Annotated in this window: 20 protein-coding genes; 16 read left to right on the forward strand and 4 right to left on the reverse strand. The window is 46.0% G+C overall.

From position 1 onward, the window contains the following. The first annotated feature begins 68 nt into the window (after positions 1-68). Positions 69-3,236 carry a copper amine oxidase N-terminal domain-containing protein gene (locus tag M1K58_RS19525; RefSeq protein WP_256760552.1) on the forward strand — a complete coding sequence of 1,056 codons (3,168 nt, stop codon included), beginning with the start codon at positions 69-71 and terminating at the stop codon, positions 3,234-3,236. Positions 3,237-3,317: 81 nt separating this feature from the next. Here M1K58_RS19525 and M1K58_RS19530 read toward each other — a convergent pair whose 3' ends face one another. Further along, on the reverse strand, positions 3,318-3,995 hold the full coding sequence (locus tag M1K58_RS19530; protein ID WP_256760553.1) for an MIP/aquaporin family protein: 678 nt from the start codon (positions 3,993-3,995) through the stop codon (positions 3,318-3,320). Between the two features lie 224 nt (positions 3,996-4,219). Between M1K58_RS19530 and M1K58_RS19535 the strand changes: the two genes are divergently transcribed. The 3 genes from M1K58_RS19535 to M1K58_RS19545 are packed head-to-tail and all read left to right on the forward strand — an operon-like array spanning position 4,220 to position 8,021. Continuing rightward, positions 4,220-5,680, forward strand: coding sequence for an MFS transporter (locus M1K58_RS19535; protein ID WP_256760679.1), 1,461 nt, complete (start codon positions 4,220-4,222; stop codon positions 5,678-5,680). An 11-nt stretch (positions 5,681-5,691) separates the two neighbouring features. Further along, a complete protein-coding gene (locus M1K58_RS19540) occupies positions 5,692-6,516 on the forward strand; it encodes a MerR family DNA-binding transcriptional regulator (RefSeq protein ID WP_256760554.1) in 825 nt (274 codons plus the stop codon). 5 nt (positions 6,517-6,521) lie between these two features. After that, positions 6,522-8,021 carry a cellulase family glycosylhydrolase gene (locus tag M1K58_RS19545; RefSeq protein ID WP_256760555.1) on the forward strand — a complete coding sequence of 500 codons (1,500 nt, stop codon included), beginning with the start codon at positions 6,522-6,524 and terminating at the stop codon, positions 8,019-8,021. Positions 8,022-8,052: 31 nt separating this feature from the next. Here M1K58_RS19545 and M1K58_RS19550 read toward each other — a convergent pair whose 3' ends face one another. Beyond that, the gene (locus M1K58_RS19550; protein ID WP_256760556.1) at positions 8,053-9,318 is read right to left on the reverse strand and encodes an EAL domain-containing protein; all 1,266 of its coding nucleotides are present in this window, start codon (positions 9,316-9,318) and stop codon (positions 8,053-8,055) included. Between the two features lie 315 nt (positions 9,319-9,633). Between M1K58_RS19550 and lepB the strand changes: the two genes are divergently transcribed. The 11 genes from lepB (at position 9,634) to M1K58_RS19605 (ending at position 22,732) form a co-directional block, all read left to right on the forward strand. Further along, on the forward strand, positions 9,634-10,188 hold the full coding sequence (lepB, locus tag M1K58_RS19555) for a signal peptidase I (RefSeq protein ID WP_256760557.1): 555 nt from the start codon (positions 9,634-9,636) through the stop codon (positions 10,186-10,188). 44 nt (positions 10,189-10,232) lie between these two features. After that, positions 10,233-11,096: an alpha/beta fold hydrolase gene (locus M1K58_RS19560; protein WP_256760558.1), complete on the forward strand. Its 864-nt coding sequence runs from the start codon at positions 10,233-10,235 to the stop codon at positions 11,094-11,096. Between the two features lies 1 nt (position 11,097). Beyond that, positions 11,098-11,889: a DUF1684 domain-containing protein gene (locus M1K58_RS19565; RefSeq protein WP_256760559.1), complete on the forward strand. Its 792-nt coding sequence runs from the start codon at positions 11,098-11,100 to the stop codon at positions 11,887-11,889. Positions 11,890-12,179: 290 nt separating this feature from the next. After that, complete coding sequence (locus M1K58_RS19570; RefSeq protein ID WP_256760560.1) at positions 12,180-13,811, forward strand: ABC transporter substrate-binding protein; 1,632 nt, start codon at positions 12,180-12,182, stop codon at positions 13,809-13,811. A 47-nt stretch (positions 13,812-13,858) separates the two neighbouring features. Then, positions 13,859-14,860 carry an ABC transporter ATP-binding protein gene (locus M1K58_RS19575; RefSeq protein ID WP_256760561.1) on the forward strand — a complete coding sequence of 334 codons (1,002 nt, stop codon included), beginning with the start codon at positions 13,859-13,861 and terminating at the stop codon, positions 14,858-14,860. After that, positions 14,853-15,848: an ABC transporter ATP-binding protein gene (locus M1K58_RS19580; RefSeq protein WP_256760562.1), complete on the forward strand. Its 996-nt coding sequence runs from the start codon at positions 14,853-14,855 to the stop codon at positions 15,846-15,848. Before M1K58_RS19575 ends, M1K58_RS19580 begins: the two co-directional genes overlap by 8 nt. A gap of 17 nt (positions 15,849-15,865) precedes the next feature. Beyond that, positions 15,866-16,837 carry an ABC transporter permease gene (locus M1K58_RS19585; protein ID WP_256760563.1) on the forward strand — a complete coding sequence of 324 codons (972 nt, stop codon included), beginning with the start codon at positions 15,866-15,868 and terminating at the stop codon, positions 16,835-16,837. Then, entirely contained in the window at positions 16,834-17,757 is a 924-nt protein-coding gene (opp4C, locus tag M1K58_RS19590; RefSeq protein ID WP_256760564.1) for an oligopeptide ABC transporter permease, read from the forward strand. The genes M1K58_RS19585 and opp4C overlap by 4 nt, the downstream gene beginning before the upstream one ends. Positions 17,758-17,851: 94 nt before the next feature. Further along, on the forward strand, positions 17,852-18,244 hold the full coding sequence (locus M1K58_RS19595) for a ribosomal maturation YjgA family protein (RefSeq protein ID WP_372339187.1): 393 nt from the start codon (positions 17,852-17,854) through the stop codon (positions 18,242-18,244). 221 nt (positions 18,245-18,465) lie between these two features. Next, entirely contained in the window at positions 18,466-21,594 is a 3,129-nt protein-coding gene (locus tag M1K58_RS19600; protein WP_256760565.1) for a hybrid sensor histidine kinase/response regulator, read from the forward strand. Continuing rightward, positions 21,575-22,732 carry a response regulator gene (locus tag M1K58_RS19605; protein ID WP_256760566.1) on the forward strand — a complete coding sequence of 386 codons (1,158 nt, stop codon included), beginning with the start codon at positions 21,575-21,577 and terminating at the stop codon, positions 22,730-22,732. Before M1K58_RS19600 ends, M1K58_RS19605 begins: the two co-directional genes overlap by 20 nt. A gap of 56 nt (positions 22,733-22,788) precedes the next feature. Here the strand turns inward: M1K58_RS19605 and M1K58_RS19610 are convergent, their stop codons facing one another. Further along, the gene (locus M1K58_RS19610; protein ID WP_256760567.1) at positions 22,789-23,544 is read right to left on the reverse strand and encodes an exodeoxyribonuclease III; all 756 of its coding nucleotides are present in this window, start codon (positions 23,542-23,544) and stop codon (positions 22,789-22,791) included. A gap of 250 nt (positions 23,545-23,794) precedes the next feature. Between M1K58_RS19610 and murI the strand changes: the two genes are divergently transcribed. Further along, positions 23,795-24,571, forward strand: coding sequence for a glutamate racemase (murI, locus tag M1K58_RS19615; protein ID WP_256760568.1), 777 nt, complete (start codon positions 23,795-23,797; stop codon positions 24,569-24,571). Positions 24,572-24,649: 78 nt separating this feature from the next. Here murI and M1K58_RS19620 read toward each other — a convergent pair whose 3' ends face one another. Beyond that, on the reverse strand, positions 24,650-26,734 hold the full coding sequence (locus M1K58_RS19620) for an EAL domain-containing protein (protein WP_256760569.1): 2,085 nt from the start codon (positions 26,732-26,734) through the stop codon (positions 24,650-24,652). Positions 26,735-26,759 lie beyond the last annotated feature (25 nt).

A 26,759-nucleotide genomic window follows, 5' to 3' on the forward strand; every position in this document is an offset into this window, starting at 1 on the left:
CGTCTTATTATGGTAATCCATAATTTTCATATTGACGGGGCAATAGCAAAATTGAAGGGGAGAATCTTATGAGAAAGTTAATCACCGTTTTAGCTGCATTCGTATTGCTATTTTCAGTCATCCAACAACCAAATGTGAAGGCTGCTTCGGTAATCCAAATAATTATTGATGGGCAAGTACTTCCGACTGATCAACCACCCGTTGAGATTTCAGGCCGTACTTTGGTGCCTCTGCGGGGGATCTTCGAAGCATTGAAAGCTAAGGTAGTATGGAATGAGAAGTTACAAACCATTACCGCAACCAGAGGGGATACCACGATTGTACTTAAACTGGGGTCTAAGACGGCAACGGTTAACAATAAGACGATTACACTGGATGTTCCTGCACGTACTATTAAATATAGGACAATGGTACCCGTTCGTTTCGTTAGTGAAGCGCTAGGGGACGATGTCAACTGGAACTCCAAAACCCAAACGGTAAATATCACAACGCTGGCAGGCCAAGGGGTTGGAGCAGCTGCTTCAGTCATTGCGACATCTATTGGTCAGAACGGCGATGGTCGAGATTTGAGAGTTAGCTTTACTCCACCGTCAAATCAAACTAACGTGAACAGTTACCGCATACTTGTTGTGAAAGAGGAGAACGCCTCCTCGTTTAATCTAGCCAAGGCTCAGATTGTAGGGGCTGCAAACTACACTACACTTGCCAATAATATGAGTACTACAACCCTTTCTACTCTGACTAAGGATGTAGACGGCGCGCTAATCCGTGCGAAGCAGGCGTATAGAGTATTCGTATTAACGGTAGGGAATGATCTTTATGCTCTGTCAGGCTCTTCCGCATCGGTTACTTTAAATGGTAGCCCGTCTGTGAATGCAGCAACGAATGTTACTATTAACGATAATAATGATTTTGGGGATGGCCGTGATCTTACGGTTAGCTTTACAAAAGCGTCCAACGACAGCAACATTACGGGTTATCGGGTAATGATTGTGAAAACAACGGATGCATCCAAGTTTGATTTGGCAGCAGCGAACGGGGTATCGAGCTCTTTCTATAATACGGTATCCAAAACGAGTGCTAGTACGCTGAGCTTTGTGTTTAATGCGAATTCTAAAGATACTTCTGGTGCGCTCATTAAGAACGGAGTGGCCTATACTGCTTTTGTACTGTCGTTAAGCAATAACACGGGGGCCTTGTCGAACGGTTTGTCGGCGGCTTCCGCATCGTTGTTACTGGCGACATCTGCTCAGGTTCCTTTTATCACGAACGTATCTGATATTAATAATTATGGCGATGGCCGCGATCTACAGGTTACCTTCAATAAATCGGCTGATGAGTCTCGTATTGGCTACTATCGAGTCTTTGTTGTGAGAGAGGCGGATTATAGCAGCTTCAACGTAACAGAGGCTAACAAGCTAACTTCGGATAAATATTTCGATATTTCCAAAACGGGAGCCAGCACCTATAGTCCGATCCTGACATCAAGCTCGAAAGACACCAAGGGCAATTACATCACAACTGGGGTTGCTTACCGAGTATTCGTTATGGGGGTTACTAATAACAGCGCAGCTTACGCAAGTGTGTTATCGGTTGCTTCTTCTAGTGTTTCATTAACGAATACAGGGGTTAACGCCGTAACGAATCTTGTCGTGAGCGACGTAACAGATTACAACAGTGCTCTAGACTTGAGAGTCGCGTTCACCAAAGCTACGAATGAGAACAATATTAGTCAGTATCGCGTCTTCGTCGTGAAGGAAGCGAATGCAAGTAGCTTTAGCTTGGCAACTGCTAGCGCTATCACGAATAGCAGCTATTATTATGTAATAGCTAAAACCGGGGGAAATATCATCCGTGAACTGTCCTCCAATACACTGGACGTGAATGGGGCAGCTATCCAGAATGGGGTAAGTTATCGCGTCTTTGTCCTCTCTGTTGGGACTGGAAACACTGCGGCCAATAATGCATTGTCTTCCCCATCTTTACCGATCACTCTCACCAATAGTGGGGTAACCGCAGCAACGAGTGTAGTGGGTACCGACGTTGCGGACAACAACAATGGCTTAGACTTAAACGTATCGTTCACGAAAGCTGCAAATGAGAGCAATATTGGCTCATATCGTATCTATGTCGTGAAGGATGCCTACGCGAATAACTTCACCTTGGCTGTTGCCAACTCAATCGCGAGCAACTACACCGTATGGAACAAGAACGGAGCAAACCATTCTAAACCGCTAGCAGCAGATTCGCGAGATATAGATGGTGTGCAGATTCAGAGCGGAGTTAGCTATCGGATATTCATTATGTCAGTCGGAATCGGAAGCTCTAATGGGACTAACGTATTGTCTGTTGCCTCCCCAGCCATTACGCTCGTCAATTCAGGAGTTGTAACGGCAGTGACAAATCTTAATGTTAGCGATACAGCTGATAATAATAACGGATCAGATCTACGAGTGAGCTTTACGAAGCCCGCTAACGAGATCAACATTACTCAGTATCGAGTATTTGTAGTCAAAGATGCCATTGCAGGTGCATTTAACTTGACAGCAGCGAGTGCGATTACTAACCCAGATTACTACACGGTTATAACGAAAACCGGAGGGGATATTAATACGCCATTGACAGCCGGATCGCGTGATACTAATGGCGAGCTCGTTAAGAATGGCGTTAGTTATCGCGTCTTTGTCCTATCCGTTGGAGGAGGGAGTGGATTCGGTACGAATGCATTATCTACCGTTTCCCCTCTTATCACTTTATCCACTACTAATGTTGCTGCAGTCACCAATGTCGCAGTTAGTGATAATGGACAGGGTTTGAAGGTCACATTTAACAAAGCCGCAGATGAGTCGAATATTCAGTACTATCGTGTTTCTGTGGTTCAAGATGTGTACGCGTCAAGTTATGATCCAGTCACGGCACTGAGCAATAGCTATTACGTGGATGTGCCTAAATCCGGATCGAATAATATTGATACGGTGATTGGGTTTAACATGCGAGACTCGCGCGGAGAACTCATTAAGAATGGAGTTAACTATTTCGTATTCGTGCTTTCGGTTGGCAATCCCGGTCTGACCAATGCGCTTTCTTCTCTTTCGAATATTGTTGTGCCGACGTCAGCACCAGCGATTGTTGGGGTGTCAGGTGCAACAACATTGCTGGGCGGAACGAATAACCAGTTCATCTCTTCTCGGCAACTAGAGGGGACATTGCCTAGCAGTTTCTTCCGGCGCTCGTGATGGAATTGAGCTGTAGCCGATAGTAACGTGAATGTAAAAGTGGTGGTGCAGAATTTTGCACCACCACTTTTTGCTTGCACTTTATTTGTTGTGTAACAGCTTGTGAGTAATAGCTGCTAATCCAGCGCCCGCAAGAGGGGCCACAATGAATACCCAGACCTGCGAGAGAGGGGTATCCCCAAGTAAGATTGCCGGAGCCAGACTTCTTGCCGGATTGACCGAGGTTCCGGTTAATGCAATGCCTAGAATATGTACGAATGCTAGGGTAAGTCCAATGACCAGACCCGCCACTCTACTGTTGCCCCCATCGGAGGTAACACCAAGAATGGTAGAAACGAAGACGAAGGTTAGGATAACTTCCACAATGAGTGCCATGAGGAGCGAGATGCCAATGCCGTAACCATCTCCGTACCCGTTGGCACCGAGATTAATGACAGCCGCTCCCGTTGAGTCAATAATGGCATACAGGATAGCTGCGCCTGCTAATCCGCCAGCCACCTGAGCAGCCACATAGAGGATGAAATCACTGCTGGAGATTTTACGTCTGATCCACATAGCGAAAGAAACAGCCGGGTTGATATGACATCCGGATATTGGGCCGATAAAATAAGCCATAGCCACAATAGACAAGCCGAAAGCTAAAGCAATCCCCAGGTTCCCTAGATTCCCTCCAGCAGTCGCAGCACTACCGCACCCGAACAATACGAGCACGAAGGTTCCGATAAACTCCGCAATTCCTTTTTTCCAAGAAGCACTCATACACATCCTCCATTTTCTAAGAAAATTTTAGTGAATAATTCTAGTTTATTCAAAGAAAATGATATATAGGACAAATGACCAATTTCTGAACAATGGAAGAAGAATGCTGGAGTAGACGCTAATTCCATTTATTTTGTTAAATTGTTTCCATTTTTTATTAAAAACCTCTTTAACCTGGAGTTACTCCATAGTTTATAATGAGGGGAAATTGACATATATGCTTGATGAGCCGCGAATCCAATAGAGTGCTGACAGAGGGGCTGGGGACAATTTCCTTAAGAAAAGTATTCGCCTCCATTCGAGGAGCCTTCCGCTTTACTAGCTCGGGGTTAACGTTAGGACAGAAATGGCGGCTCGCTCTTCCCGGGCCTGTCCTTTCTGTTGGAAGCGTTCTCATTCATAATGTGTTCATTAAATACTACACGGATATGATCGGTCTTAGTCCGAAGTATGTTGGTTGGGTGTACATTATTTATAATATTTGGAATGCGATTAACGATCCGATGATAGGTGTATGGATTGATAAGATGAGGCACCGTCCGGCACGTGGGAAATACGTCTACATCATGCGTGTGACGGTACCCTTTATGATCATTTCTTCTTTTCTCATGATGCTATCTAGTCCTTCTTGGGATCAGTGGCAGATATTCCTGCTGTATACGATAGAGTTATTTATCTACGATACGGCGGCAACTGCCTACAGTGTAGCCTATCAATCGTATACCTTGATTGCGGCGCCAACCAAAGAAGAACGTGTGGATGTCGGGATTATTCAAAACTATGTCTCCCAAGGGATGTCCTTTCTCGTAACGATGATTCCGACTCTACTGTTGGTTGGTGATGGGAAGCGAGAGGTAATTATTCCAGTATTCAGTGCCGTAATTTTGTTGGAAACGATATTCTTCACGCTGGCTCTGCGGGGGCTACGGGATGATGCGAAAATGTACGAAACACTTAACAACCAGCATCTGGATACGAAGGATATTTGGCGCGAATCCTGGCAGATCATTAAATCCCGCCCATTCCTTACCTATGTACTCTTTTCAGTTATCACGCTTGGTCCTATTGGATTTTACTTCACGCCCTATCTTTACTATATGGATGATGTGTTAAATACAAGTGGTCTCACAGCTACAATTGTCGATGTAAGCACTCATGTAACGGCTCTCGCTTTTTTGCCGGTTATGGGATATATCGTTAAAAAGTACGGCACAAAAACAAGTGTTTATTGGGGGGTAATCCCTGCAGTTGTTGGCTACGTTGGAATCTTCTTCGCCAACACTATCTGGACTGCGGCGGCTTCCTATATCTTGATCGTCTTCACGGTCAATTACATTAAAACTGCGGCATCACCAATGGGCGCGCTCATCATTGATGAGAATGAACGTATAACCGGCGTTAGGAAAACGGGGCTGTTCAATGGCTTATTCTCATTATTTATCGTTGCCTTCTCTAGCTTGCAGACAGTGGTCTTCATCAATGTCATCGGAGCTTTTGGCTACGATGGCCTTGCGGCTGCTCAGTCAGAATCCGCAATATTCGGTATTCGATTGGCCACGGGGCTGATCCCGCTTGCCGCAGTATTGATCGGTCTCATCCCGATAGCCTTTTATCCATTCGACAAGAAGAAAGAGGAAGAAATCTCTGCTTTCAGTAACTATGCCAGAAGGGGAGGCCCAATCTAGGTGAATGGTCGATGTTAAAACTAAAATTTACGATCGGTGAGGTATCCAACATTCTGAATATCCCGATAGACACACTTCGTTACTATGACAAAATCGGGCTGCTTTCCCCACACGATCGGGATGTGAACAAGTACCGCTATTATTTCCTTGAGCAGTTCGATTCCTTGATCACGATTCGAATGCTTAGGGCGATGGATGTTCCTATCGAACACATCCATGCGCTTCTCACAGACGATAGCTTGAGTGATATGCGCGAGCTGCTCTCAAGTAAGCAGAAAGAGATAGACAAGCAATTAACCTATTTGAAGCGTCTGTCTCAGAAGCTGGATTTCCTGAAGGATCAGTTTCAGCGCTTTGAAGACACCGCTGTCATTGAGCTTGTGAAGAGCAATCCGAGTTGGATTTTTCTTACCGACTCCGTCATGGAGAGCGTTGACAAGGGATTTGGGAGTAAAGTGCAGCTGCAGCTGCGTAAAATCGGAGCTCATCAAGAGTGGCTCGCTTTCTGCCACATCATATCGATTGTGTCACAGGAAAATCTTAATGCTGGCAATTATCATACCTATTTGAATAATGGCATTCTATCCACCTTCCCGATGGAGGAGGATACTGGCATATTTCAGAAGGTAGAGCCCTGCTTTTGTGCAAGAAAATGCGTCATTATAGGCCGGGATAGCTATACGGATTTAGACGATCATTACGAGCAAATGAAAGCATTCATCCATAAGCGTGGCCTCAAGATCGCAGGGAATTCCCTCGAAATCAATCTATATAATCAGTACAACAATCATTACATCGAAATCTACATTCCTGTAGAAGACATTGAAGGAGGATGAAGAGGATGCAAAAATTAACAGTCGATGGACAGCGCATTGTAAATGAGGATGGGGCTCAGGTTATTCTGAATGGCGTAAATGTAGTCTGCAAGGATAAGCTGAAAGGCTATGTGGATCCATGTGAGGAGAGTCTATTTACTTGGTTTCATGAGCAGGGCTTTAATGTTGTTCGTTTGGGTTTGATTTGGGATGGTGTAGAGCCGGAGCCGGGTGTTTATGATAACGACTATCTAAGGAAAATCAAACAGCAAATCATCTGGGCGGAGCAAAATGGGATGTACGTCTTTCTTGATATGCATCAGGATTTGTATAGCTCGCTATATAGTGATGGAGCTCCAGAGTGGGCAACCTTCTCCGATGGACTCCCTCATGTGGTCGGAAGTATATGGAGTGATGCCTATTTGGAAAGTCCGGCACTGAATCGTGCACTGGATCATTTCTGGGATAACGCACCTGCTATTGATGGCATAGGTTTGCAGGATCATTATGCAGCGATGTGGAAGCATGCGGCTCAGTTTTTTGCAGACTGTCCCAATATCATCGGTTACGACATGATGAACGAGCCCTACCCAGGATCAAGGGGGCAGGAGGTATTTGGCACCATTATCGCAGCCTACGCTCAAACTGTTATGGGAGCAACTGAGATTGACATGGAGCAGCTCTCTGCACTCTGGTTTGATGAAGAGAAAAAGCAAGAAATACTCGTGGGAATGGCGGATATGAGCATTTATCGAGTACTAGTGGAAAGTGCGAGGGAGGCTTCACAAGTATTCGAGCGTGAAGTTCTTGCCCCCTTCTTCAACAAAACAGCGGCAGCGATTCGCTCGGTTGCCCCGGACGGCTTTCTCATGCTAGAAACAAGCTATTTTGCGAATATGGGAGTAGAGTCCGGCTTGGAGCTTGTTCGGAATAGCGAGGGGGGAGTTGTACACAATCAGGTTTTCACCCCCCATGGCTATGATTTGGTCGTCGATACTGAGCATTACGAGATTTATAATCAGGATCGCGTTGACTTGATCTTTGCTAACCATCGTAAGGTACAGGAGCGGTTGAACGTCCCTGTCTTAATAGGAGAGTGGGGGGCATTTACAAATCATCCTGCAACCTTTGAGCTATCCAAAGGGGTTATTTCCATCTTTGAAAAGTACCTTTGGAGTAATACGTATTGGTGCTGGTGTGACGGTTTCAAGGAAACTCCTTACGCTAAGGTGCTGAACCGTGCATATCCACAGGTGACCGGGGGTGTGCTGGCCGGATATCATTATGACTATGATACGGACGTGCTAAAAGTAGACTACATCCCGTCTGGTGATGAGACCCTCATCTACCACCCCCGCGCGGCAACGCTCTCCAAGGAGGATGTTGTGGTTTCCGGTGCGGATTCTTATCAGGTAGAGCTGCGACCTTCTATCGATTCAGAGGGTGGCATCGTGGCGATCATTGCTTCACAATGCAAGGGAGAGATATCGGTTACGGTAGGGAAGTCTACGTTAACACTAGGATAACATCGATTTCCATGAGCTAGCTGGAGCGGGATTATTCATTGTTATCCGCAACATCCATAAGTAGAATCAAATCCTTGCTGATAGGGATAGATATTGTACGGATCCATACGTGCGTATCCAGATCCGCATATTTGGAAGACACCTTGGCTTCGATGCGTGAATCCTCATGAGAGATATGAGGGAGGAAATAAGGTCTCCAGCTCCAATCCGCTCTTCGGTACTCCAAGTCCACGCTCCACATTTCCGCGTGATCGCGATAATGGTTGGCTGATACTTGAATGCCGTTGCTCCGGCACAAATATACTCGAATGCAGGCTTTGTCTAAATGCGGTAACAAATAGGTGATCAATTCGTCAGCTAATTCAGAGCTCACAACGCCCCCTAATCCATTGGCGGGTAATGTCTCAGCTTTCTCAAGATGACCATGGATTCCGGAAGCTTGTACTGTATTGACGAGATGATTGCCCAGCTCCTGCCAGAGTAGAGTTGTGGCTTTCAAGTGTCGTCTGTGCTCACTAAGCTCCGCTTCGATGAGGATGGCGAAAGCATCCTTAGGCCGGAATTCGGGTTCCGCCTGAGCAAACAGAAAGCCTTGAACATATCTTGCCCCGATCTGAATGGCGCGCTTTAGGTCCTGACTTGTTTCTACGCCCTCAACAAGCAGAGAAGCTCCGATTTGCTCCGCCAAGGTGGAGAAGGAGCGCAGAACCCCGAGATACCCGCTGTGGTAGGCGCTTTTTTTCATCAGATGAATATCGATTTTCAGTAGGTTGGGTTGGATTTGAGCGATACGATCAAAATTGCTAAAGCCTGTTCCGATATCGTCAATGGCGATTTGGCAGCCAAGAGTTCTATAAAGGTTAATAATTTCGTTGAGCTCGGACATAGAGCCGCTGAACTCTTCCTCCGTAATCTCAATACATACCTTGCAAGGGCTAATTCCGTATTTCTCCAGCAACTGCATCGTATGAAGCTCGCCAGTGCGCTTATAGTGCTGGTAAATCCATGAGGGCTTTAAGTTGAGATAGATCATAGGGGGATCTGATAATGTGCTCAGCTTAGTTATGGCTTGCTCGCGTAATAGGCGATCAATGCGCACATGCTCATCGACGGGGACGGTTGGGTCCGAGAAGAAGGGGCCTAAGCTTGCGATGGTCTCGCCTATTAGCTGCCTGCCCAACGCCTCGTAACCTACAATATTACCGGTCTCTAGCGCGATTATCGGTTGATAATAGGCAAGCAGCTTCCCTGTCGGAGAAGAGGGATGAATGGTGTTGGTATCTGCTGGATTGCTCATGACGTTCCCCTTTGAATAACGATGATGTCATAAATTATAACATTAATAATCTGATTTGATTGTATAGGATGACGGTGGGGGAGGACAATGACATTTTTCATAAAAAAATATGTTAATGAAGATAACGTGGAGTGCGGGGGTTTATAAACGGAAAAAGAGGTTGTGAAGATTTCTGACGGATTTGGATTAAAAATGGAGCTGTCTCCATAGGGATCACACCCCTATGCAGACAGCTCCTGCTTTTACTAACGTCATATTTCGCCTTTGCAAAACGAACGTGATAAAATGTGGGATATGTGTAAAGGAAGTGACTATATGCCAAGTAAGAAAAAAATTCTAAGCTGGCTCTATTCCCTAGTAGGAGCTATTATTCTATCGTTAATTATTGGGATATTCGTCATTCAGCCTTATCGAGTGTCTGGTCACTCTATGGATCCAACCTTGCACGATAAAGAAAGAATATATGTATCTAAGCTATCCCATACCTTCTCCTATCTTCCGGATTACGAGGACATCGTAATTATTGATAGCCGGGTGGACCGTAAGCGTACGATCAAAGACGATATTTTGGAGAATCCTATCCTGCAGCTCGTAATGAATAAATCGAATAAAGCTTTCTATGTGAAGAGAGTAATCGGGAAACCAGGCGATGTGTTAGAGCTTAAGGATCATCAGATTTATCGCAATGGTGAGCGACTTGATGAGCCTTATATTAATGAGACGATGGAAGATTTCTTTACTGCAAAGTGGGTTGTACCAGACAATCACATCTTTGTCATGGGAGATAATCGCAATCATAGTGAGGACAGTAGAGTTATTGGGTTTATCCCCCTTAGTCATGTGTTGGGGGTAAAAATATCGCTCTTGTAGTAAAATAGAAGCATCCAACAACCCAGAGAGAGTAGTGTGTAATTATGTTCGCAGCAATAAACGACACCCGTATTTATTTCGATATAGAAGGCTCCGGATACGTTCCTGTTGGAGATAAGATGGTTAAGCGCCCAGTATTGTTCGCAATTCATGGGGGTCCGGGTAGCGATCATTCCGATTTCAAGCCATGGCTCACTCCTTTGACGGAACAGATGCAGATCGTATATTTGGATCAACGAAGCAATGGCCAATCGGACAGGGTAGATCCTGCAACTTGTACGCTAGAACAGCTTGCGGACGATATTGAAGCACTTCGGGTATATCTTGGTTTCAATAAGATCCATTTGCTCGGACACTCGTTCGGTGGGATGGTCGCTCAGGTATACGCAACGAGATACCCGGATTCATTGGAGAAGCTTCTGCTTATCTGTACAGCTCCAAGCTTCGAGTTCTACCCTGCTGCACTGGATTTCGCTAGTCGTGTTGCCACAGAGCAGCAGCTTAGCGTTATTCCTGAGTTGTTCGAGGGGCGTATCCAGGATGATGACCACTTATTCCGTTGGTGGGATGTTTGTTATCCACTCTACTTCCATGTGCAAGATGAAGAGGTCATGAGGGAAACGGGTAATCGGCCGATTGGGTCTCTTGAGGTCGCCAATTACACATTCAAGCACTTCATTCCATTGTATGACGTTCGTCAGAAGCTGTCGGCGGTACAAGCCCAGACATTAATCGTCGGGGCGCGATATGATTGGATTACTCCTGTTTCACAAGCAGAGGAAATTCACCGCTTATTGCCTCATTCAGAGTTGGCCTTATTCGAGAAAAGTGGTCATATGCCATTTATCGAAGAGCACGCTGATTTCATTAAGGTTATTCTAGGCTTCCTGGCGAAAGAGGCATTGTAAAATGGCAACGATAGCGGATTGGAACAATTGGAGAAGTCAGCGCCAGCAGTCGGTTGCTCAATTTCAAGGAGATCTCGCTCTCGTAGGGCTACATACGATCAACGAGCCAACAAGAGTAAAAGGTATCCCGGGTCTGTGGACACCTCTGAATGCAGGTTATCCGGGGTTAGTACTAACAGCATCTCCAGCAGACGGTATCCTTGTGGATGGACAACTGCTCGATGGCACAGCCAAGCTTGAGATCGATCGCACCCTTGTTCGATTCTCAGATACGCTGACAGCGGTAGCTACCGCGCAGCCTGGATCGGAGCATCTACTAGCGCTATATGATGCCAGCTCAGAAGCGATTGGTCGATATGAGTCAATCACGGCATATTCTTATAACCCGGAATGGGTCATCGAAGCAGAATTTGTGAGGAATGCGAATGATCAGCACCGGACCGTGGACTTCACACACAATTCCGATCGCGATGGGGTAGTGCGACAGCATCAATCACCAGGTGATATTCGTTTTGTTCGAGAGGGCCGTGCGTATGAGCTCAGTCCATTTGCTTCTGATGACTCGCTTATTATTGTCTTTGGAGATAAGACGAATGGTAAGGAAACCTACGGGATGGGAAGAATGGTATTGGTATCCCCTGAGATTGACGGTAAAGTCTTCGTCGACTTCAATCAATCCTTCTTGCCTCCGTGCGCTTTTTCCTATCATTTTAATTGCCCGCTACCCCCTGCCCACAATCGGCTGCCGTTCGAGGTTGCTGCTGGAGAGAAACAGGTTATACTTCGGGAATAAGTGCATGCACCATCCCCAATTTGGGGAATATATCAAGACCGGAAGCCTGATGATGCTACCGGTCTTTCGTTTTCTATTTCGACAAATTTCGTCATTTTTTTTAATGCATCCAATGAGGCGATCATGTATGATTAAAAGCGGTGCTTTATGTACCGCTATTGGGTCGTTTTTCCATATCCCATAAGGTTGACAAAGAAAACAAAAGACTTCATATTGAATGTTATCGATTAAATCATATAAGAATAATAGGAATTGATACAAGTGCTAATATTATTAGAGGAGTGTACACTATGAAAGCTAGAATCACATGGAAGAAAACCTACACATTCGTACTTGCTGCTGCACTACTAACTTTAACTGCTTGCAGTGGGTCTAACGACACTGCTAATTCGACAGGCTCAGCTAGCCCTTCCGTTAGCTCCAAGAAAGTCATCAATGTTGGGGTCACTTATTCCCCTAATGCATTGAATCCTCTGTCTCCGGTAGGGCAGGTATCCTCTTACGTATCGGGCTTAATGTTCTTGCCTCTCGTAGAGCTTGATGAAGATTTGAAGTTTAAGCCGATGCTGGCTGATTCCATAGAAACGGCTGACAACTCCACTTTTACAATTAAGCTGAATTCTAATGCCAAATGGACAGATGGTACTCCAGTAACTGCGGATGATGTTATTTATACGTTAAAGCTGATGAGTAACGTCAAGGTTGCCTCTGGATTTGCATATTTGTTCGGCATTCTAGAAGGCTTAGATGATTCTGGCTATTTGCCTGAGGGTACAGCGGATATATCCGGAGTTAAGAAGATCGATGAGCATACGGTAGAGATGAAGACAAAAGCGCCGACGACGTTAAATATTTTCCAAGATACAGTGGGTAGATATTTGCTCACGGTTCCACAGGCTGCGCTTAAGGATATTGCTCCAGAGGACATTAACAAAAGCGATTTTATGCAAAAGCCAACTCTAACGAATGGTCCATTCAAGCTTGTTAGCTACGATAGAGATCATTACGTTCAGATGGAAGCGAATAAGGATTTCTTCAAAGGCGCTCCTAAGCTTGAGCAATTGAATTTCAAGGTTCTGCAAGGAACGACAATCTCCGCACAGCTTCAAAGCGGTGAAATCGATATGAATATTCCTTCATTTGGCGTCATTCCAATTTCAGATTATGAGAAGATTAAAGGGCTTGATAGCTTAACTACGAATGACGGCCCTCCAATTGCAACTCAATTTATGTATATCAATGAGAAAACAGTGCCAGATGCTAAGCAAAGACAAGCGATCTCTTATGCGATTAACCGGGAGATGATTGTAGATAAGCTTCTTAAGGGCTCTGGTGAAATCGTTGATGGTTTCCTCTCTAGCTACAGTCCTTATCAGGATGCCAACGTGAAGCCAGTAGGTTATGATCCGGAGAAAGCGAAGAGCCTCCTGCAGGAATCGGGATGGGATGCTGGCAAAACGATTAATTTGTCCGTGTTATCGGGCGATAGCACATTAGAGCAAGCGGCTAATATTATGGCTGAGAATCTTAAAGCTGTTGGCGTTAAAGCGCAAATCCAAATGTTTGATTTAGGAACGCTCATTGATAAGCTTGTTAAAATGGAATATGACCTTGGCATTCTAACAGTATCTCTGTCCCCAGTTAATCCGTTGCCGGATATTGCTTACTTCTTGAACGAAGGTAATCCTAACGGGTATAAGAATGCGGAGATCGAGACGCTGTTAGCGGCTTTGCAATCTGAAACAGACGAAACTAAGATTAAAGAGAACTATAGTAAGCTTCAGCAAATCGTCGCGCAAGATGTACCGATGCCTTCTATTTATGCAACTAAAGCATTGGGAGCTATTAACAATAAGGTTATAGGCGCTAAGCCGAAGGACTTTGGTATGTTCATTAACGTCTCTGAATGGGATGTAAAATAGTCAGTTAAGCAGCATTAAGGTATCCGATCAATAAGGTGGTGATAGGGATGGAGTCATTGCTCGCCGTCAGCCACTTGCAAACGGCTTTTGACACAGATCAAGGGAAAGTCATTAGCGTTGATGATGTTAGCTTTAGCTTGAAGCCTGGGGAAACCTTAGCCATTGTTGGGGAATCGGGAAGCGGGAAGAGTGTTACGGCGTTGTCGATTATGCGACTGCTCGGAAGAGGGAGTCACACGGACAAGGGTCAAATTCTGCTAGAGGGTACCGATATTCTTAAGCTGGAAGAGAAGCAGATGAGGGACGTTCGTGGGAATCAAATTTCTATGGTATTCCAAGAGCCGATGACATCCCTCAATCCTGTCTTCACGATAGGGTACCAGATGTGCGAGGCGATTAAGCTACATTTGAATCAAGGCAACAAAGAAGCCCGTGCAAGTGCGATTACAATGTTAAGAAAAGTAGGCTTACCAAGGCCTGAAGAGATGATGGATGAATACCCCTTCGCTTTATCTGGGGGGATGAGACAAAGGGTCATGATTGCGATGGCCCTTTCTTGCAAGCCAAAGGTGCTCATCGCCGATGAGCCAACAACGGCGCTCGATGTAACCGTTCAAGCTCAGATCATGCGACTTATGAAGGAGCTGTGTGAGGAAGCGGGCACAGCGATCTTATTAATAACTCACGATCTAGGCGTTGTTGCAGAAATGGCGGATCGTGTGCTTGTTATGTACGCGGGCCAGGTTGTCGAAGAAGCAGATGTATACACGCTTTTCGATTATCCGAAGCATCCCTATACGCGTGGTTTATTAAAGTCGATTCCGCGCTTGGACGCAGCCGAAGGGGAGCAGCTGGAGTCCATTCCGGGTGCAGTGCCGACGAGATACCAGTCGATGAAGGGCTGCAGATTCTATAATCGCTGCTACTTAGCAACCGAGCATTGTAGAGATCATCTTCCTCCTCTGGAGGATAAAGAGGCGGGTCAACTTGCACGTTGCTGGGAAGTTGGAAGAACAGGGGAAAGAGTTGGGGAGGAAGCACATGAATAGCCATAATAACGTTGAATCCTCGCCCCCATTGCTGACTCTGGATCACTTGAAGAAATATTACCCCATCCGCAAAGGTATTCTCAATCGAATCGTGGATAACGTGAAAGCCGTGGATGGTGTGAATTTAAGCATATTCCCTGGAGAAACCCTCGGCCTTGTCGGTGAGTCGGGCTGCGGTAAGTCTACTATCGGTAGGTCCATCGTAGGCTTGGAGAAACCGACGGAAGGGCGTATCTTATTCGATGGGAAAGATATCGCAGGATTGTCCACGGGAGAAATGATCAGCTTGAGATCCCAGCTGCAGATTGTTTTTCAGGATCCTTATTCGTCCTTGAATCCTCGGAAGCGAGTGTCGGAGCTCCTTGCCGAGCCTCTTAAAGTTCATCGGATCGTTCCGGATAAGGACGTATCCAAGGAAGTGGATAGGCTGCTGGATATCGTAGGGCTGCCTAAGAACAGTAGGAATCGATTCCCTCACGAATTTTCTGGCGGACAGAGGCAGAGAATAGGAATAGCTAGAGCTCTGTCCTTAAAGCCGAGACTCATTGTCTGCGACGAGCCCGTATCGGCTTTGGATGTGTCTATCCAAGCGCAGGTGCTTAATCTATTGAAGGATCTGCAGAAGGAATTTAATCTAACCTATCTATTCATCGCTCATGGTCTTGGGGCGGTGAGATATATAAGCGACAGGATCGCGGTCATGTATCTCGGGAAAATCGTAGAGATCGGGACGACCAAGGAAATATTCGAGAATCCTCAACATCCCTATACGAGGGCGTTGCTGGACGCTTTCCCGGTTACGAATCCTCGCTTGAGGAATCGCAAGAAAACCGTATTACAGGGAGATGTTCCAAGCCCGGTCAATCCTCCGATGGGCTGCCGGTTTCATACGCGGTGCCCGCAGGCGCGAGCGGAATGCCAGGAGCGGGAGCCGGAGTTAGTAGGAGACGGCCTTCACTCGGTTGCTTGTTATTTTCCCAACGAATAAGAACCGAGGTGTAATTAATGTTTAATTATGTGATGCGCCGGATATTGATTGCCCTCCCGGTATTGTTCGGTGTAACGATTATTAATTTCATTATTATGAGGATGGCGCCGGGCAACCCTGTGGACATGCTTGTTAACCCGAAGCTTCCGGCTGCTGCGCTGGAGGCCAAGAAAATCGAGCTAGGGCTTAATGCGCCGGCTTACGAGCAATATTGGAATTGGCTTACGAATGTTTTTCAGGGTAATTTGGGGTACTCGATGATCACCTATCAGTCTGTTGGGAAAATGATAGGGGAGCATATGGGGCCAACGTTGCTGCTTATGGGTATTTCGTTAATATTAGGTATTTTGATTGCGATTCCTCTAGGTGTACTTAGTGCGACTAAGCAATATTCCAAATTGGATTATTTTGCAGTGACAGGATCATTTTTAGGGATATCGATTCCGAATTTCTTTCTAGCTCTAGGGCTTATATACGTATTCTCGCTCCATTATAAGATTCTGCCTTCTGGAGGAATGACTGAATTGGGTGGAAGTGGCGGCTTCATGGACGTGCTCGTGCATCTCATTTTGCCGGTCATCGTACTTACCGCTAACGTAGCGGGGCGCAATATCCGGTATGTCCGATCTAGCATGCTGGAAATTATGGGGCAAGATTATTTACGGACGGCTCGTGCCAAAGGATTGCGGGAGTTTCTCGTTGTGAACAAGCATGCGATGAGGAATGCATTAATTCCAATCGTTACGGTTCTGGGGATGGAAATTCCAATCCTGTTCGGCGGTGCCGTCGTCATAGAGCAGATCTTCTCATGGCCAGGAATCGGGCAAATGACGATGTCGGCTATCCTAAGTCGTGATTATTCCATGATCATGGGGCTCAATCTAGTAGCGGCGTGCATCGTTATTGCGGCCAATTTGATTACGGATATCGCTTATGCCCTGGTTGATCCGAGAATTAAAAATAGTTACCAGGGAGCGGCGGCCAAATGAATCTGGATAAGAACAGCAATGCAGGTCAAGATGAGCCGCTAATCGAATGGGATGCTGGGTCAAGCTTGGAAGGGGAAACAAGCTCTAGCAAACTATTCATACGTCGATTTAAGAAGCATAAGCTGGCTGTTATAGGGATTTTCGTTATAAGTATTCTTGCGCTATGTGCACTATTCGCGCCTTGGCTTGTACCGTACAACCCGAATACAATTACGGATAGCTTTAGTTCTGCTCCATCCTCGCAGCATCTATTAGGTACGGATCAGATCGGCAGGGATCAGCTATCTCGCTTGATCTATGCGGCAAGGATTTCCTTGTCTGTTGGGATTGGAGCGATACTCATTTCAGCGGTTATCGGGACCATTCTGGGGCTCGTGTCCGGTTATTATGGAGGCTGGATAGATAGCATTATCATGCGTGTCACCGATGTATTCATGTCGTTTCCGTACATTATGCTTATCCTTGTCGTCGCTAGTATTGTCGGTCCCGGATTAACGAACATTATTCTGATATTAGGCTTTCTGGGCTGGCCAAGCGTAGCTCGGCTGGTGCGGGGGAACGTTCTGTCCATTAAGGAAACGGATTATGTGAAGGCTAGCGTTGTTCTGGGCTTTAGGACGCCGAGAATACTGTTCATGCACATTCTGCCGAACACAATAGCGCCGATCTTGATCTATGCGACCTCGGGGGTTGCAGGAGCGATTCTGGATGAAGCTGCACTAAGCTTTCTCGGTCTAGGCGTGCAGCCACCTACCCCAAGCTGGGGCAATATGTTGGCAAGCGCTCAGTCTCTCACTGTACTTACCTCGCAGCCATGGCTATGGGTTCCACCAGGCGTTATGATTATCCTATGTGTCTTATCCATCAATTTTATCGGTGATGCGCTGCGTGATGCGCTGGATCCTAAAAATAAAAAATAAATCGTGTACGTTAAAGCCCTGCTCAAATCTAGAGCGGGGCTTTTTGTGGTAGGCTTTAATGAGAAGTAGGTAAAGGTAAGGGGAGAGGATTCCAGTGCGAGCCAGAGTACCCTATTTGATAGCAGTGATTATCTCAGTCATTTTGGGAATGAGTTCAAGAGTTTATGCTGATCATCTACCCGACCTTGTTGCCAATCATTTTGGTGATGCATTATGGGCTAGTATGATTTATATTGGCGTTCGCTTGTTGTTTGTTAATCGGAGTTTTTTCTGGGCTGCTGGGGTCAGTTTGATATTTTGCTATGGGATTGAATTCAGCCAGCTGTACCAGGCAGATTGGATCAATGGGATTAGAAATACTTTTCTAGGCGGATTAGTGCTAGGGAAGGGTTTTGTGATGGTCGATCTAATCAGGTATTTAGTTGGGATTGCGGCTTCGCTAGGGTTAGATCTATTGAATCGTAAATATAGTGATCAGCGGATGTGACGCTTGGTCTGCAACATTCAGAATGGGTTTAGAATCTTCCTTATACTAGAGGGAGCTAAAGTACGAGCGAGAAAAATGCCTGTTGAGACTCGACTCTCAGCAGGCTTTTCTATCGTGTAACATTGATTAGTTCTGCTATAATTCGAATAATGAATGGAAGGATATAGGGGATGTCGAGGAGCCTGATGATGGATAAGCGAAGGAGAAGAGTAAGTTTAATCATGATGGCTGTTTTGCTGTTGACTGTCCTCATGTTTATTCTGTCGGAATCCGCTTCTAAAGATAGGGTACGTGCAAATCATGGCGTCATTGACCTTAGGGATTGGGATTTTGGAAGCGAAGGCACCGTGCGCTTGGATGGGGAATGGGAGTTTTATCGGAATCAGCTACTTACTCCCGATGATTTCGCAACTGCGAGTGTAGGGCTTTCCGCGGATGCTCCTTCGGAGGCCGGTAAGGAAATCGCCAAGGATATCGTTCAGGTTCCCGGGAGCTGGAACGGATATTTGTTTAGCGGGAATCCCGATAAAGGGATTGGTTATGGGACATATCGATTGAATATAGAGCTACCGACGCAATCCGATGGGATTTATGGAGTGAAAACTTCGAATATTCGGATGTCCAATCGAATTTATATGAACGGTCTGGAGATTGGTTCTAGTGGTGTACCTGCTGCTCTTCAATCTGAAAGTGTGCAGGATAACGTGCCTTTCGTTGGGTTTACTCCCGTGAAGGGCAATTCGGTTGAATTGATCGTGCAAGTCGCTAATTACAGCTATTCTACGGGAGGTATTATTTATTCGATAGCGTTCGGGGACCAGAAGTCGGTATTAAACAGTCGGGAGCTAGCATTATTTACGGACTCGCTGTCGGTGGCGGGTTTATTAATTCCGGGAATATTCGGTTTACTGCTCTATACATTGCGGAAGCAAGAGAAGGGCTTGCTCTTCCTGGGATTATTCTGCTTTGCGTGCTTGATGTTTATGCTGGTGCAAGGGGAGAAGCTAATCACACTAATAATACCCGGAATTCCCTATTGGCTAATGCTTAAGATTCAGCCTGTTTCTTCGACGCTAGTCTACTATTTTCTGGTGCGCTCGGTGGCAGAAACAAATCCGGGAGTTGTTCATAAGTATATTGTACGATTGTTGACGTGGTGTACAGGGGGATTTATTTTCCTTGCTATAGTCATGCCTTCATTATTTATTTCAAAATGGGAAGTATTGATTCTCATCAATGGATTGGTGGTAGTTGGCTATTCCATTTATTTGATGCTTAAAGGGAAGCGTTTTGATTCTATTACGGATCTCTATTGGTTATTGAGTGCACAAAGTATTTTTATGATGATCATCATTTATTTGTTGTATGTATTCGGAATTTGGTCAGGGCTTCACCTCATCACTTATGAGATGATTATTTTCTTCATCACTCAATCTGCATTATTCGCTAATCGGTTCACCTCGTCGGCGAAGGATGTAGAGAAGCTATCCGAAAAGCTCTTGACGCTGGATGGGCTAAAGAACGAGTTCATGGCCAATACCTCTCACGAGCTACGGACGCCACTACACGGTATGATTAACATCGCTGAATCCATGCTTGAAGGCGCAGTTGGCCCGCTCAATAATGATAAACAAGCTCAGCATCTCTCGATGATCATCACCACGGGTAAGCAATTGACGGTGATCATTAACGATATTCTTGAATTTGCCGAGCTACGTAATGGCATACCAAAGCTAGAAAAGCGGGCTGTTTATATTCAACCGGTTGTCCATGCAGTCGCCGAGGTCATGGAGCACCTGCTGATCGATAAGAAGGTCCGCCTTGTACAGCGGCTACCTGCGACCCTCCCTTTGCTGAACGCGGATGAGGATCGTTTACGGCAGATCCTCTATAATTTGCTCGGGAACGCGATTAAGGCGACATTTCATGGAGAAATCGTAATCTCGGCGAAGGAGCAGGATGGCTTTGTGACGGTAGAAGTAGCAGATACAGGTATTGGAATGTCTGCTGAACGTCTGTCTGCAATATTCCAATCTCGTAATGGGAAGACATCAGGTCGCGTCTTCAATAGTTCTGGGCTTGGGCTGCGCATCACGAAACAATTGGTTGAACTAGGCGGTGGGGCGATCTGGGCCGAATCGGTCGAAGGTCGAGGGACATCGTTCTTCTTCACGGTACCGTGTGCTGAAGGGGCTGAAGCATCTATTCCATTAGGTATACAGGAAATAGCAGCAGCATACTTACCAGAAGGGTCAATTCCCCTTAAGAAATCAAGACCACCAGAAGGGCATGTCGAGTTGGAATTCCGGGTGCTAATCGTGGATGATGACCCAGTGAATCTTCAGGTGCTTCTTCATTTGTTGTCTATGGAAAGATGCGAGGTCGTTGCAGTTAGCAGTGCAGTCGAAGCTCTGACGGAAGTTATGGCCCAAGGGTTGAGCTACGATCTAGTCATCACGGATTGGATGATGCCGAACATGTCGGGAATTGAGCTGTGTAGAAGGATTAGGGAGAGGTTTATGCTCTCTGAGCTTCCGGTTCTACTGTTAACAGCAAAGAGCAAGCCTGAAGATATTCAAATTGGGTTTGAAGCGGGAGCTAACGACTATATTAGCAAGCCTGTCGATGCAGGTGAACTGCGAGCACGAGTCAGGACTTTACTGGAATTAAGGCGATCCGTTAAGCTGGCGGTGCAGTCAGAAATGGCATTTTTGCAAGCGCAGATTAAACCCCATTTTCTATACAATGCCTTGAATACCATTATTGCGGTCTGTCCGGTAGATCCTTATAAAGCTATGGATTTGCTCATTGAGCTAAGTCAGTTTTTGCGAAGCAGCTTCGACTTCCATAACCGGGACAAGCTGACGACGATCGGAAGAGAGCTGGAGCTGGTTAAATCCTACTTAACGTTGGAGAAAGCCAGATTCGAAGAACGTCTGCACATAGAATTCGAAGTCAACTGCGATCTGTGGGTGCGTATCCCTCCTTTGACAATTCAACCGATTATCGAGAATGCAGTTAATCATGGGGTGATGAAGAAGGAAGACGGGGGTACGGTAAAGCTAAGCATTGCAGAAGAAGATGGTCGTATCGTAGTGAGGGTTGAAGATGATGGTGTTGGGTTCTCGGATCAGAGACTGATCGAGGTGTTATCGGACAAAGGAACGGGAAGAGTGGGGTTGAGCAATATTCATCGACGGTTATTAAACCTCTACGGCAGCGGATTGGTTATAGGCAATAGGTTAGAGCAAGGAGCCACGGTTAGCTTCAAGGTGCCTGTAGACTCTTCTAAGCCAGTGGCAGACGCCTATACAATGGAGAGTGATTCAGATGAGAGCGATACTTATTGATGATGAGAAGCCGGCATTAGCGCAAATCGAATGGCTGGTCGAACGAGATGGTCGGTTGGGGATAGCGGCGAAGTTCACATCCGCGAGGGAAGGGATCAAGTATCTGGAGACGCAGAAGGTAGATATCGTATTTCTGGACATCGAGATGCCCGGAGTGAATGGCCTAGAAGCGGCAGAGTATATTCAACAGATTGATCCGGAAATCTGCATTGTTTATATTACCGCGTACTCCGAGTATGCGATTGAAGCGTTCGACCTGAATGCGCTAGATTACTTACTCAAGCCTGTTCATCCTGAACGATTTAAGAAGACGATAACGCGAATTCTAGATCATACGAGCAGGATTCGTGTAGAGACGGAAGCTCCTATGCGACAGCCTCGTCTAACCACCTTCAAGCGCTTAGCGATTCACGATGAAGTAACGTCGAATACTTCCCTGAAGCAGTTGCGGGCATTACGTACGCTTAAAGCACAGGAGCTGTTCGCCTATCTTATCCATAACAAAGACAAGTGGATCCCTAAGGATCAACTGTTAGAGACGCTGTGGCCAGGTGGAGTTTATGAGAAGATCATGGCGCTCCTGCACACTTCTATTTATCAGATCCGCAAGCTGCTTAAGGAGTGGAACGTAAAGGTCGCCATTGAGTTCGCATTAGACAGCTATCGGTTAACGGGGGGCAACCTAATCGTGGACAGAGAGCTGTTCGAGCGCGAAACGGTTGTCATAACGGTTGAGTCGGAAGTGCAGAGAGAGGTGGCATTGCGAACGCTAGGCGTATACACGGGGGACTATTTGGAGGAGCATGATTATGAATGGGCCCAGCCTCGAAGAGATGAGCTCAGACGGAGGTATACAAGACTAACGCGACAAGTCGCAAAATATGAAGCGGGGACGGGTCGAGAAGCGGATGCTATCAATCGGTTAATTGCTCTTCAGCAGCAAGAGCCGTACTCTGACGAGATCTGCCTTCTAATATTGAGGATTCATGAACAGATGGAGGATTTCGATGCGCTCTTCGCCTACTATGAACAATTCGTGAGCTTGCTGCGTGATGATCTTAACGATGAACCGGGTCTATCGACGAAGCGCTACATCGAGGAAATGGTAGATCAACGCAATAGCCGGAAATCCCTATAAGGGATCCGGCTTAGTCACGGTTTTATCTTGTATATATCGTCTCCTATTTTTTATCCCTAAACCTCAATATCCAGAATGACAGGACAATGATCGCTCCCCCTAATGTCGCAGTCAATCATCGCATCGACGATTGCGGGTGCTAATTTCTCGGAGGCAAGAAAATAGTCAATTCTCCATCCGACATTACGCTCTCTCACACCGGGCATGTTAGACCACCAGGAAAAGACGTCCGTCCGCTCGGGGTAAAGGTGCCGGAAAGTGTCAATGAATCCAGCGTCCAGTAATCGAGTCATTTTCTCTCTCTCTTCTTCAGTAAAGCCGGAGTTTCCGCGATTCGCTTTCGCATTCTTGATGTCGATCTCTTGATGGGCCACGTTAAGGTCGCCGCATACGATCACGGGCTTAAGCTTGTCCAGCTCCTGAAGATATCCGCGGAACCGATCCTCCCACTCCAACCGATACTCTAGCCTAGACAGGTCTCTTTTCGCATTAGGGGTATATACAGTCACCAAATAGAAGCTTTCGAATTCAAGCGTAAGGATTCTCCCCTCGGGCTCTTCATTTTCCTCCATACCATACCTCACTGATAGGGGCTTCATTCTCGTGATGACCGCTGTGCCAGAATAGCCTTTCTTCACGGCATAATTCCAGTATTGCGCATACTCTTCACCGTACTCGAGGCAAATTTGCCCCTCTTGAAGCTTAGTCTCCTGAACACAGAAAATATCAGCGTTGATCTGCTTGAAATAATCGTTAAATCCCTTATTCACACAGGCCCGCAGGCCATTCACATTCCAGGATACCAGTCTCATCTTGATCTATCTCCTTACGCATTCATTTATATTTCACTACTCACAATGTAACACATACCACCAGTCATTCTACAGGCAGATAGCCTTATTGTTTTTTGGCAAAAAACTGCTATCCTTAAAGAGGGTTCTGAGTGCAAAATTGTGATCAGTTTAATATTCCATTTATGGGATAGACTTACATTGCGGTAAGTGCCCGGGAAGCGATATGCTAGGAATATCTTTTACTACATTTAATAGGAATAGATGACATATGACAATTGGTTTTTTTGACTCGGGAATTGGTGGTCTTACTGTGCTAGAAGAATCGCTGCGGCGGCTTCCTGCACAGGATTACCTCTATATGGCGGATACGCTTCACGTCCCCTATGGAACTAAACCGCAAGAAGATGTGAAATCCTATATTCTAGAAACCGTCGAAATGATGATGGCAGAAGGCCTCGAAGCATTGGTCGTGGCGTGTAATACAGCGACTAGTATTGCGGTGTCTGAGCTTCGGGAACGCTATGCGCTTCCGATCGTTGGGATGGAGCCAGCCGTTAAGCCGGCTGTAGAGATGAACCGTGCAACCGGGAAAAGGGTGCTTGTGTTCGCTACGCCTCTAACCCTGCAAATGCCGAAGTATTATGCACTCGTCTCTCGTGTGGATGATGGAGGGATCGTGGATTCGCTGCCTCTGCCGGAGCTTGTCCATTATTGTGAAGACTTGCAGTTTGATGAACGCATTATGAGTGATTACTTCCGTGATAAGCTGTCAGGCTATAATCTCAATGAATATGGTATCGTCGTGTTGGGTTGCACGCATTATCCATTTTACACGAACATTCTACGCCAAATATTGCCTTCGCACATTCAGATCGTTAACGGCAATGCCGGAACGATTCGTAGGCTGTCTGCTTTGCTTAGTCGTTATGGTGTTGCAGGGGGCAGAGGGAGTGGCAAGGTGAAATTCATGTGCTCTAGTGGTGATCCTGCCTATATTGATAAGATGCGTAAGGCATTGGACTTTCTTTACGAGAGTAATTCCTAATTTGAAAGGCCGCGAATCTCCTTCTCTGGAGTTTTCACGGCCTTTCGGTGTTCTTATCGCAGCTCACATTTTGGATCGTTAGGCGGTATGTACGCCAGCCAAGTAACGGGATTCTAGCTGGTCCGAGGGCATGGGGCGAGCAGTTAAGTAGCCTTGAATGATATCGCAATTCATATGACGAAGATAATCTAACTGCTCAGGTGTCTCAACACCCTCCGCAATAACCTTAATATCCATGCCATGGGCCATTTCGATGATCGCTTTTGTAATGACGGCGCTCTTCGTATCGGTTGTCAGCTCTTGAACAAAGCTTTTGTCTATCTTGAGGATATCAATGGGGAACTGCTTGATATAGCCAAGGGCAGAGTAACCTTTGCCGAAATCGTCTATCGCGATTTGGAAGCCAATCGATTTTAATTTATGTAGGACAGGCAACACGGATTCAATATCATTCATGCTGCTGCTTTCCGTGATCTCGAACATAATTTGCTGAGGTTTACATGAAGTGCTGTTTACAATTTCACTAATGGATGAAGCGAGGTCCGGTGTCATAAACTGCCTAGCGGATAAATTAACTGCGATTGGCGGCACGGTATAGCCATTGGACAACCAAGTATTGATCTGGGTGCAAACCTCTTTCAATACCCATTTGCCAATATCCATAATGATCCCTGTATCTTCCGCAATAGGAATGAATTCTCCTGGCGACACCTGACCTAACGTTGGATGATTCCAACGGATGAGCGCCTCCATTCCCTCCATGAAACCCGTCTTTGCATTCACCTGAGGTTGATAGTAAAGCTGGAACTGATCCTTGGGGATAGCCCATCTTAACTCGTTCTCCAAATCTAGCTTGCGCATAAAGGTATTAATAATACCAGAGTTGAACAATTGGTATCCACCGTTTTGGATTTTTGCTTCGTACATGGCGAGATCAGCATGCTTAACTAAAGTTTCGAAATCGCTGCCATGCGTGGGATATATGGATATTCCGATGCTGGCGTTGAGGTATAGCTCATTTTCCCCAACTAAAAAAGGTTTCTTAATGTGGGAAATGAGTTGATCCGCGATGGACATCGCTACCTCGGGTTCATGCCGATCTTGCAGGATGACAATAAATTCGTCTCCGCCTAATCGAGAGACGATATCGTTCTCGGACAAGACAGAGCTTAAACGCCCTGCAACCTGTTGAAGAAGCTTGTCCCCAATGTTATGTCCTAAGGAATCGTTAACATTCTTAAATCGATCCAGATCGATAAAGAAAACAGCGAGCTTGTGATTTTGTCGGGCAGCTCTCGTTGTTGCCTCATCCACTAGCTCTTTTAACAAAGTACGGTTAGGCAAACCCGTCAAGGTGTCATAGTGGGCTAAATGCTTTAGATGCTCTTCGGACTGCTTACGCTCTGTAATATCGGTGAACATACCTAAGTAGTTCGTGATATGACCTTCATCATCTCGCAAGGTCGATATGGATAGCCATTCGGCGTAAAGCTCTCCGTTTTTCCTTTTGTTCCAGATTTCCCCTTGCCAGAAGCCGATGGTATGTATTCTTTCCCACATCTTAATATAGAAATGTTTGCTCTGAATGCCGGAATGCAACAAACGAGGCGTATGTCCGATCGCTTCTTCCTCTGTATATCCCGTCATCGTTGTAAAGGCACGGTTAACGGAAAGGATCTGGAGCTGCTTATCTGTAATCATGATTCCTTCGCTGGCATTGCTAAACACCTGTGCGTGAAGCCTAAGCTTAGAGAGGGTGAGCTTACGCTTGGTCGAGTCAGAGAACATGGCCACAAAATGGGTCACGTCTCCGTTCTCATCCTTGACCGAGCTGATGGAGAGCCATTCGGGAAAAATCTCTCCATCCTTTCTACGGTTCCAAATCTCCCCTTGCCATCGACCATCCTTGTGGATGGATGCCCACATGCTTACGTAAAATCCAGGATCCTGCATATTTGATTTCAGAATGCTCGGTGTAAACCCAATGACCTCGGATTCTTCGAATCCAGTTATATCCGTAAAAGCTGGGTTTACGCTCACGATCTTGGAGTAACAATCCGTAATCATAATGGCTTCTTGCGAATCGTGGAGTATTCTGGCATAAGGTAAAGCCAGATCTTCCGATGTTTGCATATGCTTAAGGGAATCTGGTTGTCGATTCATGTAAGAACCCCTCTCAGTTACTTGA

This window comes from Cohnella sp. WQ 127256 (assembly GCF_024519285.1).
In the GTDB taxonomy this organism is placed as follows: Bacteria; Bacillota; Bacilli; order Paenibacillales; family Paenibacillaceae; genus Cohnella.